General features: G+C 64.5%; 14 protein-coding genes. 1 reads left to right on the forward strand and 13 read right to left on the reverse strand.

The features are described from left to right. Nucleotides 1–5: 5 nt before the first annotated feature. Nucleotides 6–1,019 carry an IS30 family transposase gene (locus HMPREF1136_RS08810; protein ID WP_034504165.1) on the reverse strand — a complete coding sequence of 338 codons (1,014 nt, stop codon included), beginning with the start codon at nucleotides 1,017–1,019 and terminating at the stop codon, nucleotides 6–8. Between the two features lie 1,322 nt (nucleotides 1,020–2,341). Here HMPREF1136_RS08810 and HMPREF1136_RS10355 point away from each other — a divergent pair. After that, the gene (locus HMPREF1136_RS10355) at nucleotides 2,342–2,881 is read left to right on the forward strand and encodes a hypothetical protein (RefSeq protein ID WP_156791884.1); all 540 of its coding nucleotides are present in this window, start codon (nucleotides 2,342–2,344) and stop codon (nucleotides 2,879–2,881) included. Between the two features lie 64 nt (nucleotides 2,882–2,945). Here the strand turns inward: HMPREF1136_RS10355 and nusB are convergent, their stop codons facing one another. The 12 genes from nusB to HMPREF1136_RS08875 are packed head-to-tail and all read right to left on the reverse strand — an operon-like array spanning nucleotide 2,946 to nucleotide 14,292. Then, nucleotides 2,946–3,587, reverse strand: a complete 642-nt coding sequence (gene nusB / locus HMPREF1136_RS08820) for a transcription antitermination factor NusB (RefSeq protein WP_009649029.1) — start codon at nucleotides 3,585–3,587, stop codon at nucleotides 2,946–2,948. Then, a complete protein-coding gene (gene efp, locus HMPREF1136_RS08825) occupies nucleotides 3,587–4,150 on the reverse strand; it encodes an elongation factor P (RefSeq protein WP_009055954.1) in 564 nt (187 codons plus the stop codon). The genes nusB and efp overlap by 1 nt, the downstream gene beginning before the upstream one ends. A 24-nt stretch (nucleotides 4,151–4,174) precedes the next feature. Next, entirely contained in the window at nucleotides 4,175–4,699 is a 525-nt protein-coding gene (locus HMPREF1136_RS08830; protein WP_009649037.1) for a shikimate kinase, read from the reverse strand. Beyond that, nucleotides 4,696–5,778: a 3-dehydroquinate synthase gene (aroB, locus tag HMPREF1136_RS08835; RefSeq protein WP_009649016.1), complete on the reverse strand. Its 1,083-nt coding sequence runs from the start codon at nucleotides 5,776–5,778 to the stop codon at nucleotides 4,696–4,698. Before aroB ends, HMPREF1136_RS08830 begins: the two co-directional genes overlap by 4 nt. Then, nucleotides 5,775–6,284, reverse strand: coding sequence for a shikimate kinase (locus HMPREF1136_RS08840; RefSeq protein ID WP_009649044.1), 510 nt, complete (start codon nucleotides 6,282–6,284; stop codon nucleotides 5,775–5,777). The genes aroB and HMPREF1136_RS08840 overlap by 4 nt, the downstream gene beginning before the upstream one ends. Next, nucleotides 6,281–7,492 carry a chorismate synthase gene (gene aroC, locus HMPREF1136_RS08845; RefSeq protein ID WP_034505641.1) on the reverse strand — a complete coding sequence of 404 codons (1,212 nt, stop codon included), beginning with the start codon at nucleotides 7,490–7,492 and terminating at the stop codon, nucleotides 6,281–6,283. The genes HMPREF1136_RS08840 and aroC overlap by 4 nt, the downstream gene beginning before the upstream one ends. 60 nt (nucleotides 7,493–7,552) lie before the next feature. Beyond that, nucleotides 7,553–8,602 carry an FKBP-type peptidyl-prolyl cis-trans isomerase gene (locus HMPREF1136_RS08850; protein WP_009649017.1) on the reverse strand — a complete coding sequence of 350 codons (1,050 nt, stop codon included), beginning with the start codon at nucleotides 8,600–8,602 and terminating at the stop codon, nucleotides 7,553–7,555. Further along, nucleotides 8,599–9,984 carry a Pup--protein ligase gene (pafA, locus tag HMPREF1136_RS08855; RefSeq protein ID WP_034505642.1) on the reverse strand — a complete coding sequence of 462 codons (1,386 nt, stop codon included), beginning with the start codon at nucleotides 9,982–9,984 and terminating at the stop codon, nucleotides 8,599–8,601. The genes HMPREF1136_RS08850 and pafA overlap by 4 nt, the downstream gene beginning before the upstream one ends. 1 nt (nucleotide 9,985) lies before the next feature. Next, nucleotides 9,986–10,162 (reverse strand): ubiquitin-like protein Pup, encoded by a 177-nt coding sequence (locus tag HMPREF1136_RS08860; RefSeq protein WP_009649050.1) that lies wholly within the window; start codon nucleotides 10,160–10,162, stop codon nucleotides 9,986–9,988. 26 nt (nucleotides 10,163–10,188) lie between these two features. Continuing rightward, nucleotides 10,189–11,709: a depupylase/deamidase Dop gene (gene dop / locus HMPREF1136_RS08865; RefSeq protein ID WP_009649056.1), complete on the reverse strand. Its 1,521-nt coding sequence runs from the start codon at nucleotides 11,707–11,709 to the stop codon at nucleotides 10,189–10,191. Beyond that, nucleotides 11,706–13,250 (reverse strand): proteasome ATPase, encoded by a 1,545-nt coding sequence (gene arc, locus HMPREF1136_RS08870; RefSeq protein WP_009649038.1) that lies wholly within the window; start codon nucleotides 13,248–13,250, stop codon nucleotides 11,706–11,708. Before arc ends, dop begins: the two co-directional genes overlap by 4 nt. Continuing rightward, nucleotides 13,243–14,292 carry a tRNA (adenine-N1)-methyltransferase gene (locus HMPREF1136_RS08875; RefSeq protein ID WP_034505644.1) on the reverse strand — a complete coding sequence of 350 codons (1,050 nt, stop codon included), beginning with the start codon at nucleotides 14,290–14,292 and terminating at the stop codon, nucleotides 13,243–13,245. Before HMPREF1136_RS08875 ends, arc begins: the two co-directional genes overlap by 8 nt. Nucleotides 14,293–14,317: the final 25 nt, after the last annotated feature.

The following is a 14,317-nucleotide window of genomic DNA, read 5'->3' on the forward strand; positions in this document are numbered from 1 at the left end:
TGGTGTCAATGGGTGGTAGCAATGAGTTGGTTGAATGCTTCTGTGGGGGTGCGGTAGCCGAGGGTGGCTCTGGGGCAGTTGTTCAGTTCGTAGGCGATGGCGTCGAGGTAGGGCTGGTGGCTGGTGATGGGGGTTCCTTTGGGAAGGTAGCGGCGGATAAGTCGGTTGGTATTTTCGTTTGTTCCTCGCTCCCAGGGGCTATGGGGGTGAGCGAAGAACACCTCCACGCCGGTATCTTGGGTGAGGCGCTGGTGGCGGGCCATTTCCCGTCCTTGGTCCCATGTCAGTGTTCGCATCGCTCCTTCGGGTAGGCCCTGGATGCGGCGGGTGAGCGCATCACAGACCTGGTCGGCCCTGCGTCCCAGTGGCAGGGCCACGATGATCAGGTAGCGGGTGGTGCGCTCGACCAGGGTTGCGCACGCACTGGCCCCATCTTTGCCGATGATGAGGTCCCCCTCCCAGTTGCCAGGGATCATCCGGTCAGCAATGTCGGGGCGTTCGTCAATTAATCGCATGCCGACAATGGGTGGTGTGCGCCCGCCTGCAGGGGGTTTCTTGCGCATCCACCGCCTGGAGGGCAGGCATACGCCGTGCTCGATCAGCGTCTTCTTGGGGTGGGCGTAGATCCACGTGTAGATCGCCTCGTGGCTGATCGTGCGGCCCTGGGCGTGGGGAGAATTATCCATAGGAGCCACTGTGCCACATGCCTCCACGCTCAGGCGTCCGCTGATCTGGCGGGGCGTGCGCCCCTGCGACAAATCAAAGATCACGCGGCGGCGGAGAATCTCATCGCGGTCCAGGAGCCGCTTCTTAGGGCGGCGCCTGGCCACCTGCGCTGCTCTCCCGGCATCCTCGGCCTGGTACACGCCGCCAGGACCCCGATGGCGGGCGATTTCACGGCACACCACCGAGGGGCTACGCCCAATCAAGTGGGCGATACGCGTCTGGGACAAGCCCGCCTCCAACCCCGCCATGATCGCCGCGCGATCCTCAACACTCAGCATCCGACGACACCCCATGATCAGCCTCCGAACAGCATCACCGCTACACGAAAATTGCTTACACCCTATGACACTGCCCCCTCCCCCTCGCGTCTTGCGGCACTCGCAGTAGAGATGGCGATCACTCGAGCCAAGGGACGGAACATCCCTCCCGTGCGCCGAAGCGTTGACACAGAACTCGTTGTTCGGGCCAGCACGGGATGAACGAACAGTCGAAGACAACATAATGCAAGCGTTTGTATTCCGTATGCACAGGCGACAGTTGTATACAGTTTTCTTACATGCAGCCTCAGCCGCGGCGCGAACGTCTTACAGTGTTCCGATGAAAACCGTGGGCACAGACCCTTAATACAAACGTTTGCATTATGCCTTGATTCATATTGGTGGCGCGGCAATGCCACCGTTATCACGCCTGGAAGGTCGATGTGCCAATTTGTTGCATAGGCCTTGCGACGGCTCTACAGGCGCGTAGGCAGCTGACTCCCGCGCTGACTGCATACCGGTTTGCGACCACGGCTCTCCCGCCGCGCAGTCCTGGAGAAACATATACGATGTCGCCTACGAGCATCATGCGAAGACCATAAATGACGACCGCCGCGCTCCGAGACCTGCCTCGCACCCAAGGGTAGGCCCAACGCAACAGGCTCCTAGAACTGCTCCTGTAAGAGGCGGACTATGGCATCGCTGACACATAACAATAAGCAGTGATCAGCCATTGCTGCATACTTATACATGAATATATATTCATGCAAGCATTATGCATGATTATGCATGCATATATTCGCTAATAATTACGCACCTGCGTATCCTCAGGCCTTACAGCTACTTCTCTCTTGCACGTGATTACTGTGCTGGCATTTTCATGCACCACTCTCTATCCATAGCTATGTGGCTGCCCCTCGCGTTGTTGATGACATGACGGAAGGTGAGGGAAGTTACCTTCACAATCTTGTGGGCACGGAATGCATGTGCTCACGGCTGCGCTGACGCGCGAGCCTGTTCAGCGGCCAAATGCACGACCTGACTCCCCCGTTCTCCAATCGTGCGATGTCACCACCCAAGGTTCTGTCACTCTCTCACGGCAGGACCCCTGAGGCATACCCCCACCCATTAAACTTTATGCCCTCACTGGGTATATACCAATACCCAGTGAGGGTATAGGCTTAAGCGCCCTCACACGACCAGCTGCCCGGGGAACGTCACTTAGGAAACCGAGCGAACGACGACGATGCAGCACTGTTCAATCGGCGATAACTGTGTTGACAAGTTCCTCCCTTTCTCGCTTGTCATGCTGCGAGACACGTATGTGACAGTTCTTCTTCCTGCGATAGCCTGTCAGCATGAACGATTCTAAGCTCATGTCCTTCAACGCCGATGTGACAACCGTTGTCCGAGCGACCGACTACTCCGACGAGATCACCCGCGAACGCCTCCTCGCTCGGGATGGTTCCGAGCATATGGGGCATGCGGCTCTCGAAGCCATGTGGGACCAGCGCGGTATCGACATCGCGGGAGGAGTAGGCGGCATCGGGCAGGGACGAAACTCCCTGGACCTGATCGGCTACACCCCCGGTGAGCTGCACATCGGGCACTGCCATGGTGGAACCTCTCGGGTACTGATCTTTGCTGGCGACGGCCGTGCGGTTCCAGCAGGATCGGCTCCCTCGATTGGGCAACGTCTTCTGGCCGACACGGAGTTCGTGGAGAAGATGAAGGAGATGCCCGCCCTCTGGAAAGCCGTTGTCTCTGGGCAGGTGGTCATCTACTGGGACATGGTCTTCGCACCCTCCGGGCGAATTCACGATTGTCTTTTTTCCTCCACGCCCGTCTCTCTGCCCCCCAGCGACATGGCAGCACTCAACGCAGCCATCGGTATCTGATGGCAGACATGATTGTGGCCACCCTGGGAATCAGGGCGGCCACAATCACGAACGATGCGCCGGCTCAGTATTCTTCGAGCAGCTCATCGAGTTCGTCTTCGACGCTGCCTCCATCCAGAGGCTTGGCACCGGCGGGTAGTGAGCGCGCCGGAGCTTCCTGCACGGGCAGAGATTCACCGTCATGCGCAGACTCGGCCACGGCCTCGTCATGATCAGAGTCGACGACCGACGCCTCTCCCTCGCTGCCCTGCCTGCGCGACCACGCGGGAGACTCGAGGTCTTTGCGGATCGCGTCCAGCACAGCGTTGACGAAAGAAGGCGACGTATCGGTCGAGATGGAACGAACAATCGAAATGGCCTCGTCGATGACGATGATCGGCGACACCTCGTCGTTCTCGAGCATCTCCCACACCGCGACGCGCATAACTGCGAGGTCAACGGCGGCGATGCGATCCAGGCCGGGCACGCGGGCGTGCGCGGAGATCAGCGAGTCGATGCGACGCAGATTATCCGCCACACCGGCGATGATCTGGATCGAGAACTCCGGGAGCGGAGTCTGAGCCGCGGTGATGACGCGGCGCTCGCGCAGGAGGTCGCGCAGCACGTCGGGGTTGGACCCCATGCCGCGCTGGTCGGCCTCGTAGACAACATCGGCCGCGCGCTTGCGGGCCTTGGTGCGCGAGGTGAAGCGGTGCTGCTTCGACATTACTCGGTCACGCGACCCGAGTACGAGCCGTCGCGGGTGTCAACCTTGACGCGGGTACCTTCCTCCATGAAGAGGGGCACCTGGATCTCGTAGCCGGTCTCGAGGGTCGCGGGCTTGGTGCCGGCGGAGGAGCGGTCGCCCTGCAGGCCGGGTTCCGTGTGCGTGATCGTCAGGACGACGGTCGCGGGCAGCTCGACGAAGAGAACAGTGCCGTCGTGCTGAGAGACGATGACGTCCTGGTTCTCCACCATGAAGTTGCGGGCGTCGCCCACGGTCTCGGCGGGAACGTTGATCTGCTCGTAGGTGGACTGATCCATGAAGACGTAATCGGTGCCGTCCTGGTACAGGTACGTCATGTCGCGACGGTCAACGGTCGCGGTTTCGATCTTCAGGCCAGCGTTGAAGGTCTTGTCGACGGTCTTGCCGGACAGAACATTCTTGATCTTGGTGCGCACAAAGGCCGGGCCCTTGCCAGGCTTGACGTGCTGGAACTCGACAACCTGCCAGAGCTGGCCGTCGATCACCATAACGAGGCCATTCTTCAGATCATTGGTCGTTGCCACAGTGGTACCTCACTCGTAAAGGAATCAGTAATCAGAGGTCAGTTTACACGCGCGAGCCACCACATCGGCGACTTCTTGCGGGGTGAGGACGCTCGTATCCACTGTTGTGTCGGCCACGGCCTCATAGGCGACACGAGCCTGCCTCATGAGCTGGGTGAGCACAGCACGGGGTGCGCCGAGGCCGACAGAACGCGGGACCCCCAGGTTTTCTCGGCGCGATACCGCGGAAAGGTCCGCGGAGAGTTCGACGACAACGGCACCCCGGCCCCGCGCGTCGTGGATCGCCGAGGCAGTGGCTGAGTCGAGCGGTTGGGAGGCACCGAGCGTGACAATGCCCTCGTCAAGGCGAAGGAGCCGTTCAGCTTCTTCGCGTGCAGTGATGGCCAGGCGAGGGTCACGGCCCACGACAAGCGTGCGCATTGAGGCACCGAGGCGCTCCTCCACAGCATCGTCCGTTTCGCGAAGCGGCAGGTGATAGCGCTGTGCGAGGAGGCGACCGACCGTCGTTTTGCCTGAGCCGGTGACGCCAATCAAGACGATCAGACTCATACGTCGATCCCGATGGCGCGTGCTGGGGCCACCAGTTCGTTGGGTTCCACTGCGAAAGTGCTCGGGTGTGCGATGCCGTCGAGCAGCACGAAGCGTAGGATGCCGCGGCGCACCTTCTTGTCCGAGGCCATGATGTGGGTCAGTTCCTCCAGAGAGCTGCCTTCGTAGTGGGTGGGCAGCCCAACGCGGGCGAAGAGTTCGTCGTGAAGCACGACTTCGTCAGCTCCGAGGAGCCCGCGCTGAGCGCTCAGGCGCGCGGCGAAGCAGCAGCCGACGGCCACCGCGTCGCCATGGCGCCACGTGTAGTCGTTCGCTCGTTCGATCGCGTGGGCGAGGGTGTGACCGTAGTTGAGGATCTCGCGCAGTCCGCCTTCGGTCAGGTCGGCGGAGACAACGTGGGCTTTAACCGTGATCGCGCGGGTAGTGATCTTGGCCAGCTGCTCGCTGGAGGGGTCAAGGAGGATCTCCGGGGAGGTCTCCCCCACGATGCGCAGGATCTCGGGGTCGGCGATGAACCCACACTTGATGACTTCGGCGGCCCCCGCCGCCAGGTCCTCGCGGGGCAGGGTTGCCAGCAGGCTCATGTCGGCGATGACCGCGTTGGCCGGGTAGAAGGAGCCGACCAGGTTTTTGCCCACCGACGTGTTGATACCGGTTTTGCCGCCCACGGCTGCGTCGACCATGCCGAGCAGCGTGGTCGGCACATTGATGAGCGTCACGCCGCGCAGCCACGTGGCGGCGACGAAGCCCGCCATGTCTGTGGTCGCTCCCCCGCCCATGGCGATGATTGCATCCTTGCGTCCCAGCTGGAGGTGCCCGCAGGTGTCCCACAGGCCGGCCACGACCTCGATGGCTTTTCCGGCCTCGGCGTCAGGATGGTTGGCGGTGGCCACCTCGTAGCCGAGGGAACGAAGGTGTTCGGCGAGCGCCGCCGCCCGCGCCGAGAGCGGGCGCGCGTGGATAATGAGGACCTTCGTGGCTGCCTCATCAAGTGCGGCGGTGATGGGTGCAAAACCCAGGTCGCGGCCGACGACGATCGTTGAGGGCTGGTGGCCGGTGACTTTGATGGTGGTGCTCATAACTGCTCCAGGTGGGTGAGAATGGCGGTGGCGACGTCCTCGGCGGGTCCCGGCCCGGTGGGCACGGTCAGCGTGGCGACGGCACGGTAGTGGGGTTCGCGTTCACTTCTGAGGCGTCGCAGCGTCCCGTCGGGGTCTGTGGCGAGCAGCGGGCGATGAGTCTTGGATGCTGTACGGCGCACGAGTTCGTCGTGTGGAGCGTCAATATAGACAACGGTATGGCCGACAAGCAGGTCGCGCACGGCGTCGGTGGCCGCCGCTCCCCCACCTAGTGACACGACCGCGCGACGTGAGAGCGCGTCGGCAACCGCCTCGGTCTCCATGAGCCGGAATGCGGACTCGCCGTCGGTGGTGAAAATATCGGAAATCGCTCGGCCTTCTCGCTCGACGATCAGGTCGTCGGTGTCGACGTGAGGAACTCCGAGGTGCCCGGCGAGCAGGCGACCGACCTTCGACTTGCCAGCTCCCGGCAGCCCGACGAGGACGATGGGCAGGGCGACGCTCATGCGCGCTCCCCCACAACCTCCAGGTAAGAGGAAAGGTTACGGCGCATCTCAGCCACCGAGCGCCCGCCCGCGTGATCGAAGAGGGCATCGGCCAGAACCAGGGCGACCTCGGCCTCGGCGATGACGGCACCGGGCACAACCTGGCAGGTGTCGGAGCGCTGGTGCAGGCCCACAGCCTCCTCGCCGGTCGCCAGGTCCACGCTGCGCAGGGCACGGGGGACGGTCGAGATCGGCTTGAAGCCGGCGCGCGCCACGATGGGCGCGCCGTTGGACGTACCTCCCTCGATGCCGCCTGCATGGTTGGTGGTGCGGGTCAGGTGCCCATCCGCCCCGCGCACGATCTCGTCGTGTGCGGCGGAACCGAGCAGGGCGGCCTGTGCGAAGCCGTCACCGATTTCGACGCCCTTGACGGACTGGATCGACATGAGTGCGGCGGCCAGGCGTGCGTCCAAGCGCTCGCGCGCAGTCACGTGCGTGCCCAGCCCCACAGGCACACCGTAGGCGATCACCTCAACGACGCCGCCGATGGTGTCACCCGCATGCTTCGCCTCGTCGACGGCGGCCTCAAAGCGGGCGTTGTCAGCCGGGTCGAGGGTGCGCATAGAGGCCTCGCACAGGGCGTTCTCGTCGGCGGGCATCGGCACCACCTCGGATCTGGCGCGCTGAGTACCGACCGCGATGACGTGGGAGACCAGGCGCACGCCGGCCACCTGCTCCAGGAGTGCCTCGGCGAGCGTCCCGAGGGCGACGCGCGCCGCGGTCTCTCGCGCGGAGGCGCGTTCGAGCACCGGACGCGCCTCGGACAGGTCGTAGGAGAGCATGCCGGGCAGGTCCGCATGACCGGGACGAGGCCTCGTCAGCGGGCGGTTACGCGCGATCTCACGCTCGTCACCCGTGCCAGCATCGATGAGCAGAGCGGAGGGATCAACGGGGTCGGCACTCATGACTGTTTCCCACTTGGGCCACTCGGAGTTTCCAATCCGAATCGCCACGGGCGCACCCGTCGTCACCCCGTGTCGCACACCCGCCAGGATCGAGACCTCGTCGGCCTCGAACTTCTGGCGTGCACCACGCCCATATCCCAGACGCCGACGCGCCAAGACGCGGCGCAGGTCATCGGTCGTGATCCGCAAGCCCGAGGGCAAGCCCTCTATCGTGGCAAGCAATGCGGGTCCGTGCGATTCTCCGGCGGTCATCCATCTCAGCATGCCTCCCAGTGTCCCACAAGGCCGACTGCCGATGCCCGCCCACTCTCACGGGGTGAACGATCAGGACTGCGGTGTCGTATCCCCAGTCGCACTCAGCCCCGGTTCGGTGCCAAGAATGTCGATGACGAAGCACAGGGTGTCGTCGCCGGCCGCCAGGTCTGGGGGAATCGTAATCGCCAGACGCGAGCCAACCTTCTGATCCACCAGGGCGGTCTGCAGGCCACGCATGGCTTTACCGAGATTGATGACCTGGGGGACGCCGGTCTCCCACGTGGACACTCGCACGACACCGTCGTTCCAGCCCACGGCGGTGAACTGGGCGACCACGCGATCACTCTCGTGCACCTGGATGCCATCGCCCTTGATGAGCGTCTGCGTCGTCACACGGTCGGGCACAGTCGTGCCGTGGGTGATGATTGGGCCTTCGGGGACAATGTTGACGGTCAACGGGCCGTTTGACGCATCCGCTTCCGTGCCCACCGCGATGGAGGGCAGGATGTCGATGACCTCAACCTCGATGTTGCTCGTCGAACCAGGCGCGCCTGCGCCCGGCGCAATCGTCCGGTAGGCGAGAATACGCGACCCCTCGTTCTGCCCGATCACAATATTCGTCAGGTCATCACCGATGACGTTGGTGCCGACGATCCCCAGGCTCAGCTGGGGGCGACCCGAATCGGACAGGTTCGTGCCGGTCTTTCCGTCGAAGGCCGTGATAGCGACCAGCACGGGAGACCCCTCGGTGATCTGACGTCCGTTGCCAGCAATGACAGTCGCTGCCTTGGTGCCGTCGACCTCCAGGGGTGCCTTGATCTCAATCGTCGGCGTGGCACCAACGCGCCCCGAGACGGCGACGCGGTCGAACAACGGAAGCGTCGTCGACTGTGCGCTGGTCTCGGCCGTCGTCGTTTCCTGCGCGGCAGGTACGGGGCGGAATGCCCACCAGGCGACGGCCCCGCACGCTCCGAAGACTACGAGCGTGATCAGGAGCCGCATCAGCAGGGATGCGCGCGAGGATCCGCGTGAGCGTTCGCCCCTCGCAGCGGCGCGCTGTGAGGAGCCTTTCGAGCGTCGGACGCTCGCATTGTTGGAGTGTTGCGAAGCGGGGGTCATGCGGGAATCGTAGGAGACGACGCGTGAATCTGCGCGATGAGTCCATCAACGCGGGGGTCGGACGTGGCCAAGGGATCCTGCAGGGACAAGGGAATCGCCGTGGAATCGTCGAGGCGCACGTGCACCCAGTCGACACTGAGGTCGGCGCGCGCATCCTCCGCCGCAGCGATGATACGCCCGCGCAGGTGAGCACGCGTCGAGGCCGGAGCGACGGTCGTTGCGCGCGAGACCCCTTCCGGAGTCGTTAGGCGGCGCATGAGACCGGCCTTTTCCATACGCTCGCGCAGGCCCTGCGCCGTGATATCCGAATAGGACAGTTCGAGGCGAGCCACTCGCGGGTCGTTCAGGGCAGCGCCGGTGCGCGCGCAGTAGGAGGACAGTAGCGTACGTTTGATCGCGATATCGAGTTCCGTGGCGACCCCGCTCCAGTCGCCGCTCGCGATCGCGTCGAGGCCTCGGCCCCACAGGTCGACCACGTAGGCGCGCATCGGGTCCAGCTCGGCGACGGGAATACGGGCGAGGACGCGCTCGCGAATCTCTCGCTGCAGAGCGACCGCGGAGGTGGTGCGACCTGAGGCCAGCTCGATGGCTGCAGAGCCGGTCAGATCCGCGTTGATCTCGCGGATGGCACGCATCGGATCGGCCAGGGCCAGGTCTTCGATCTGAAGGCCGTCCTCGATGGCATGGATGAGGAGTTCGGTCATGCCGACTTTGAGGGCCGTCGTCGGCTCGGCGACGTTCGTGTCTCCGACAATGACGTGCATGCGTCGGTAGGCACCCGAGTCGGCCAGGGCCTCGTCACGTGTGTTGATAATCGGGCGCGAGCGGGTGGTCGCCGACGATACGGCGTCCCACATCTGGTCGGCGCGTTGGGAGAACTGCAGGCGCGGCGTCGCGGCTCCGGTGTTGATCCACCCGTTACCCACCAGGATCTGGCGGGTCACGAAGAAAGCGACGAGCGCGTCGGCAACCTGGCGGAAGTCGCGGCGTCGGTGCAGCAGGTAGTTCTCGTGGCAGCCATAGGAGTTGCCCTGTGAGTCCAGGTTGTTGCGGAACAGGTGCAGGCGCAGGTCGGTGCCCAGCTCGCCCAGTGCCTCATCGGCCTGGACGGCCAGGTCGGCGAGTATCTCGGATCCCGCGCGATCCTGCTCGAGCAGGTCCTCCAGGCGGTCGCATTCGGCGGTTGCGTACTCGGGGTGTGCACCCACGTCCAAGTAGAGTCGTCCGCCGTTGCGTAGGAAGAGGTTGGAGGAGCGCCCCTGGTGCAGGAGCGGCTCGAACAGTTGACGAGCGGCGTGCTCGGCGTCCATCGGCGCTGCCCCGGACAGGGACGCGGCCGTCAGCCCGTACTCCGTTTCGATGCCGAAAACTCGACGCCTCACCTCACTGGCCACCCTTCTGGACGAAGCCCTGGACAAAGGCCTCGGCGTTGGTTTCGAGGACAGAATCGATCTCGTCGAGGAGGGAGTCGATCGATGCGGTGCGCGCCTGAACCTGGCCCGCGGCCTCAATCGGGTCGTCGTCGGGGGCGGGGGCACCGGCAAAAATCTGGTTCGACATGGTGTGTTCTTCTTTCTGTCGTCGTGTCAGCGGGTGGAGGTATCGAGGGCGTCCGCGATCGGGAAACGCACCAGGTCGCCCTCGCCCGGGTCGAAGACCAACGAGGACCACGAGGCCTTGACCAGGTCCGGGCGGTTCGCAACGGCCCAGCCGCGTACGTGGGCGCGCGTGTTGGCGGGTGCGACGTCGGCGGCGCGCTCAACTTCCTCATCGGAGACGAGGCGCGTCACTAACCCGGCCTTCGCGAGTCGGTAGACGAGGCCGTGGCTGGGCCGCAGGTCCGCCCACTGGAGATCGATGGCGGCCAGTCGCGGATCGTTCCACTCCAGACCCGCGCGCTCCTTCTGGCGCTTGACGAGCTGGTACTTGCCGACCCATTCGACATCGCTCGCCACGGAAAAGAGATCGGCGCGCATGCGGTCCAGGACAGACTGCCACAGGGTGAGGATCTCCCGGTCTGCCGCCGTGGGAGTCATGCCGGTTTCCTCGAAGGTATCCAGGACCAGGTCCAGGTAGACCTGCTGGAGTTCGGCGGCTGTGTAGGAGCCGCCGGCCGTGCTGATCTTGTAGTCGAGGTCGGGATGGTGAGAGACGTTCCAGGTTTCCTGAACCGGATCATCCATGACGATGGAATCCCAGCGCAGATCGGTGCCCTGCTCGATGGCCCACAGGACCAGGGAGGTCGTACCGAAACGTAGGAAGGCGGACACGTCGAACATGTTGCCGTCGCCGCCGATGACGTGGAGGCGGCGGAACTGCGCGGGGTTGGCGTGGGGTTCGTCGCGCGTGTTGATGATCGGACGGTTAAAGGTCGTCTCCAGGCCCACCTCGTTTTCGACGAAGTCGGCACGCTGGGACATCTGGAAGCCCGGAACCTCGCTCTTCTGCCCGCGCCCCACGCGGCCCGCGCCGCAGATAACAGGGCGTGTCACCATGAACGGTGTCAGGCCTCGGATGATCGTGTCCAGGTCAGTGATGCGGGGCATCTGGTAGTTCTCATGCGTGCCGTAGGCCGCGCCCTTACCGTCCGTGTTGTTCTTGACGAGCACGATGGGCTCCTCACCCAGTGCCGCCAGGCGCTCCATGACGCGCCTGGCGATCACCTCGCCCGCGCGATCCCACAGGAGCGCGTCGCGCGCGCCCAGGGTCTCGGGGGCCGAGTATTCCGGATGGGCGTGGTCGACGTAGAGACGCGCACCGTTGGTGAGCACGGCGGTCGTCGCAGCAGGCAGGGCAAGTTCCTCGGCCGTGGGGCGGGCGACGCGCTCGGAGCCACCGGAAGGCGCGAGGTGATACGGATCGTCCGTGAGGAGCGACGGGTCGACGGCTGCCCGCGACATGCGCATACCGCGCAGGTCATTGAGGGGGTCCTCACCCGTGTAATCCCACCGCACGACGCCCGCTCCATCGGCTGGCGAGCCGGAGCGAGAGATCTCGCCGTACGCGGACACAACACGGGTGGACAGGGCAATCGGGTTGGCCCAGGCGTCTCCGGGACGGTACACACCGTACTCGGTCTCGGTTCCGATAATGCGTTCGCTGCTCATTTCACCGCTCCAATCGGCTTGACGCTGACAATCTCGGGCGCGAGTCCGCTCGTGCGGGCCCAGTCCTCCGGCGAAGAGGTCGCGGCCAACTCCAGCGATTCGTTCATTTCTTCGTGTACGCCGCGCAGCAGGTGCTCCATGGTCAGTCCTGTTGCTTGCCCGGTGAGCGCGTCCTTGATCGCATACTTCTTCGCGCGTTCCACGATACCTGCGATGAGTGCGCCAGAGACAAGGTCCGCCAGGTAGATGCGCTTATGATCGCCGCTCACCAGCGTCGCGAGGAAAAGCGCAGTCGTCTCGTCACGGGTGTAGAGCGCGTCGACCGCTCGCGTGATCATCCCGGCCACGGCCTCGTCGATACCGCCGGCGCGCGCAACCTCCGCCGCGTGGATGGGCACGGCGGGCGTCAGGTACTTCGAGAAGATGTCGAGCGCGCCCGCGCGGTCGGGGCGATCCACCCGGATACGCACGTCGAGGCGCCCGGGGCGCAGGACGGCGGGGTCGATCATGTCCGCGCGGTTGGAGGCGCCGATGATGACAACGTTGTCGAGAGACTCGACGCCGTCCATCTCGGCCAATAGCTGCGGGACGATCATCGTCTCGACGTCCGAGGACACACCCGTGCCGCGCGTGCGGAATAGCGCCTCCATCTCGTCGAAGAAAATGACGACGGGGGTATCGCCTGCCGCAAGCGCGCGGGCGCGGGCGAAGATCGCGCGGATCTGGCGCTCAGTCTCCCCCACGAACTTGTTAAGCAGCTCGGGTCCCTTGATCGACAGGAAGAATGTCGAAGCACCGCCGCGCTTGGACAGGGAGTTCGCGACTGCCTTGGCGATGAGTGTCTTACCCGAGCCGGGAGGGCCGTACAGCAGGATACCCTTGGGCGGGCGCAGGCCAAACTGACGGTACAGCTCGGGATGGTTGAAGGGCATCTCGATCGAATCGCGCACCTGCGCGATCTGGGCGTCCAGGCCGCCAATATCCGCGTAAGTCACGTCGGGAACTTCGGGAGTAAGCAGCTGCTCGACGTCCTCGCGCACGATGCGTTCAAGCGCGATGCCGGAGCGCGTGTCCACGACGAGGGAATCCCCGGGGCGCAGGTTGCCGTGGCGCAAAGGTCCGGCCAGCTCCAACAGAGTCTCCGCACCACCCTCGGCGGCGACGAGCACGCGATCCGGACCCACCATCTCGAGGACCGACACCACCTGGCCGCTGCGCGCGAAGTCATCAGCGGCGACGGCGATCATCGTGTCGTCTAGGCGCACCCATTGCCCGTACGACAGATCGGTGACGTCCAGCTTGGGGGCAACGGCCACGCGCATGCGCTTACCGCCCGAAACGACCTCGATCTGACGCGCGGCCGGGAAGGCACGCACGAAGGTCGCGAGCGTCTGCGGCGGGCGTGAGACATCCGCCAACTCGCCCTGGAGGCGAATCAGCTCGGTGCGGGCCGCCGTCAGTGCGCTGGTGAGGCGACCGTTCTTTTCCTCGAGCGAGATGACGCGCCGCTCGAGTGCTTGGCGCTGCTCGACCTCACTCATTGGTCTGAGCCTCGCGTCCCTGCGACGCCCACGTGTCTGCCTGCGCGACGACGTCGCGGCGCACCTTGCGGACCTTCTTCTCAGAGTTCACGCGCTGGCCGACCTTCTCCAGGGACCAGTCCTGCTCGTCGTCCCACGCACCGCCCTGGCCTTCGGCAGCCTTGGCTGGGCGTGTCGCGCGCTCCTGCGGCGTCACGCCAGGGGCGAGCAGACGAGTCACCACAAGGAATCCGGTGTGAGCGACCATACGATGCTCGGGGCGCACCGCCAGGCCGTCAAGATGCCACTCGCGGCGCATATCCTCCCACGCGATCGGATCTGTGAAGCGTTCGGATGCGCGCAGGTCCTCGACCAGGCGCGACATCTGGGTCACCGTCGCGACGTAGCAGACGAGAACGCCGCCGGGAATGAGCGCATGCGTGATGGCCTCGATGTTTTCCCAGGGGGCCAGCATGTCGAGGACTACGCGATCAATGCTCCCCTCATCGACCGCCCACAGCACCTCGTCCACGTCGCCGACGCGCAGATCCCACGCGGGATGACGGCGTCCGAACCACAGGTCCACGTTCGCCGCAGCGATGTCTGCGAAGTCCTGGCGGCGTTCGACGGAGATCAGGCGTCCGCTCGGTCCCACGGCGTCCAGAAGCGCCATGGACAGGGCACCCGACCCGGCCCCAGCCTCGATGACCGTGGCACCCGGGAAGATATCGCCCATGTGGGTGATGACGCCCGCGTCCTTGGGGTAGACAACCGCCGCACCGCGCGGCATCGACATGACATAGTCAACCTGAAGGGGACGCAGGATCTGGAACTGACGCCCCTCGTCGGTCACGATAACCTGGCCGTCGGGGCGGCCGATAACGTCGTTGTGGTTGAATCCACCGCGGTTGGACTGAAAGCGTCCGCCATGCACCAAGATCACTTGGTGGAAGCGTCCCTTCGGGTCGCGAACCTGAACGCGGTCGCCCTCGGTCAAGGGGCCTCGGCGGGTGGGCTGGCCAAAGTCAGTGGCCGTTTCGGAATTATTACGCTGAATAGTCATTACGTAAAGAATAGCGCCTTGGGCC

Source organism: Actinomyces sp. ICM47, from assembly GCF_000278725.1.
Classification (GTDB): Bacteria; Actinomycetota; Actinomycetes; order Actinomycetales; family Actinomycetaceae; genus Pauljensenia.

Coding starts and splice junctions, on each gene's coding strand:
- HMPREF1136_RS08810 (WP_034504165.1), bottom strand. CDS start 1,019: ATGGGGTGTCGTCGGATGCTGAGTGTTGAGGATCGCGCGGCGATCATG.
- HMPREF1136_RS10355 (WP_156791884.1), top strand. CDS start 2,342: ATGAACGATTCTAAGCTCATGTCCTTCAACGCCGATGTGACAACCGTT.
- nusB (WP_009649029.1), bottom strand. CDS start 3,587: ATGTCGAAGCAGCACCGCTTCACCTCGCGCACCAAGGCCCGCAAGCGC.
- HMPREF1136_RS08830 (WP_009649037.1), bottom strand. CDS start 4,699: ATGAGTCTGATCGTCTTGATTGGCGTCACCGGCTCAGGCAAAACGACG.
- aroB (WP_009649016.1), bottom strand. CDS start 5,778: ATGAGCACCACCATCAAAGTCACCGGCCACCAGCCCTCAACGATCGTC.
- HMPREF1136_RS08840 (WP_009649044.1), bottom strand. CDS start 6,284: ATGAGCGTCGCCCTGCCCATCGTCCTCGTCGGGCTGCCGGGAGCTGGC.
- aroC (WP_034505641.1), bottom strand. CDS start 7,492: ATGCTGAGATGGATGACCGCCGGAGAATCGCACGGACCCGCATTGCTT.
- HMPREF1136_RS08850 (WP_009649017.1), bottom strand. CDS start 8,602: ATGACCCCCGCTTCGCAACACTCCAACAATGCGAGCGTCCGACGCTCG.
- HMPREF1136_RS08860 (WP_009649050.1), bottom strand. CDS start 10,162: ATGTCGAACCAGATTTTTGCCGGTGCCCCCGCCCCCGACGACGACCCG.
- dop (WP_009649056.1), bottom strand. CDS start 11,709: ATGAGCAGCGAACGCATTATCGGAACCGAGACCGAGTACGGTGTGTAC.
- arc (WP_009649038.1), bottom strand. CDS start 13,250: ATGAGTGAGGTCGAGCAGCGCCAAGCACTCGAGCGGCGCGTCATCTCG.
- HMPREF1136_RS08875 (WP_034505644.1), bottom strand. CDS start 14,292: ATGACTATTCAGCGTAATAATTCCGAAACGGCCACTGACTTTGGCCAG.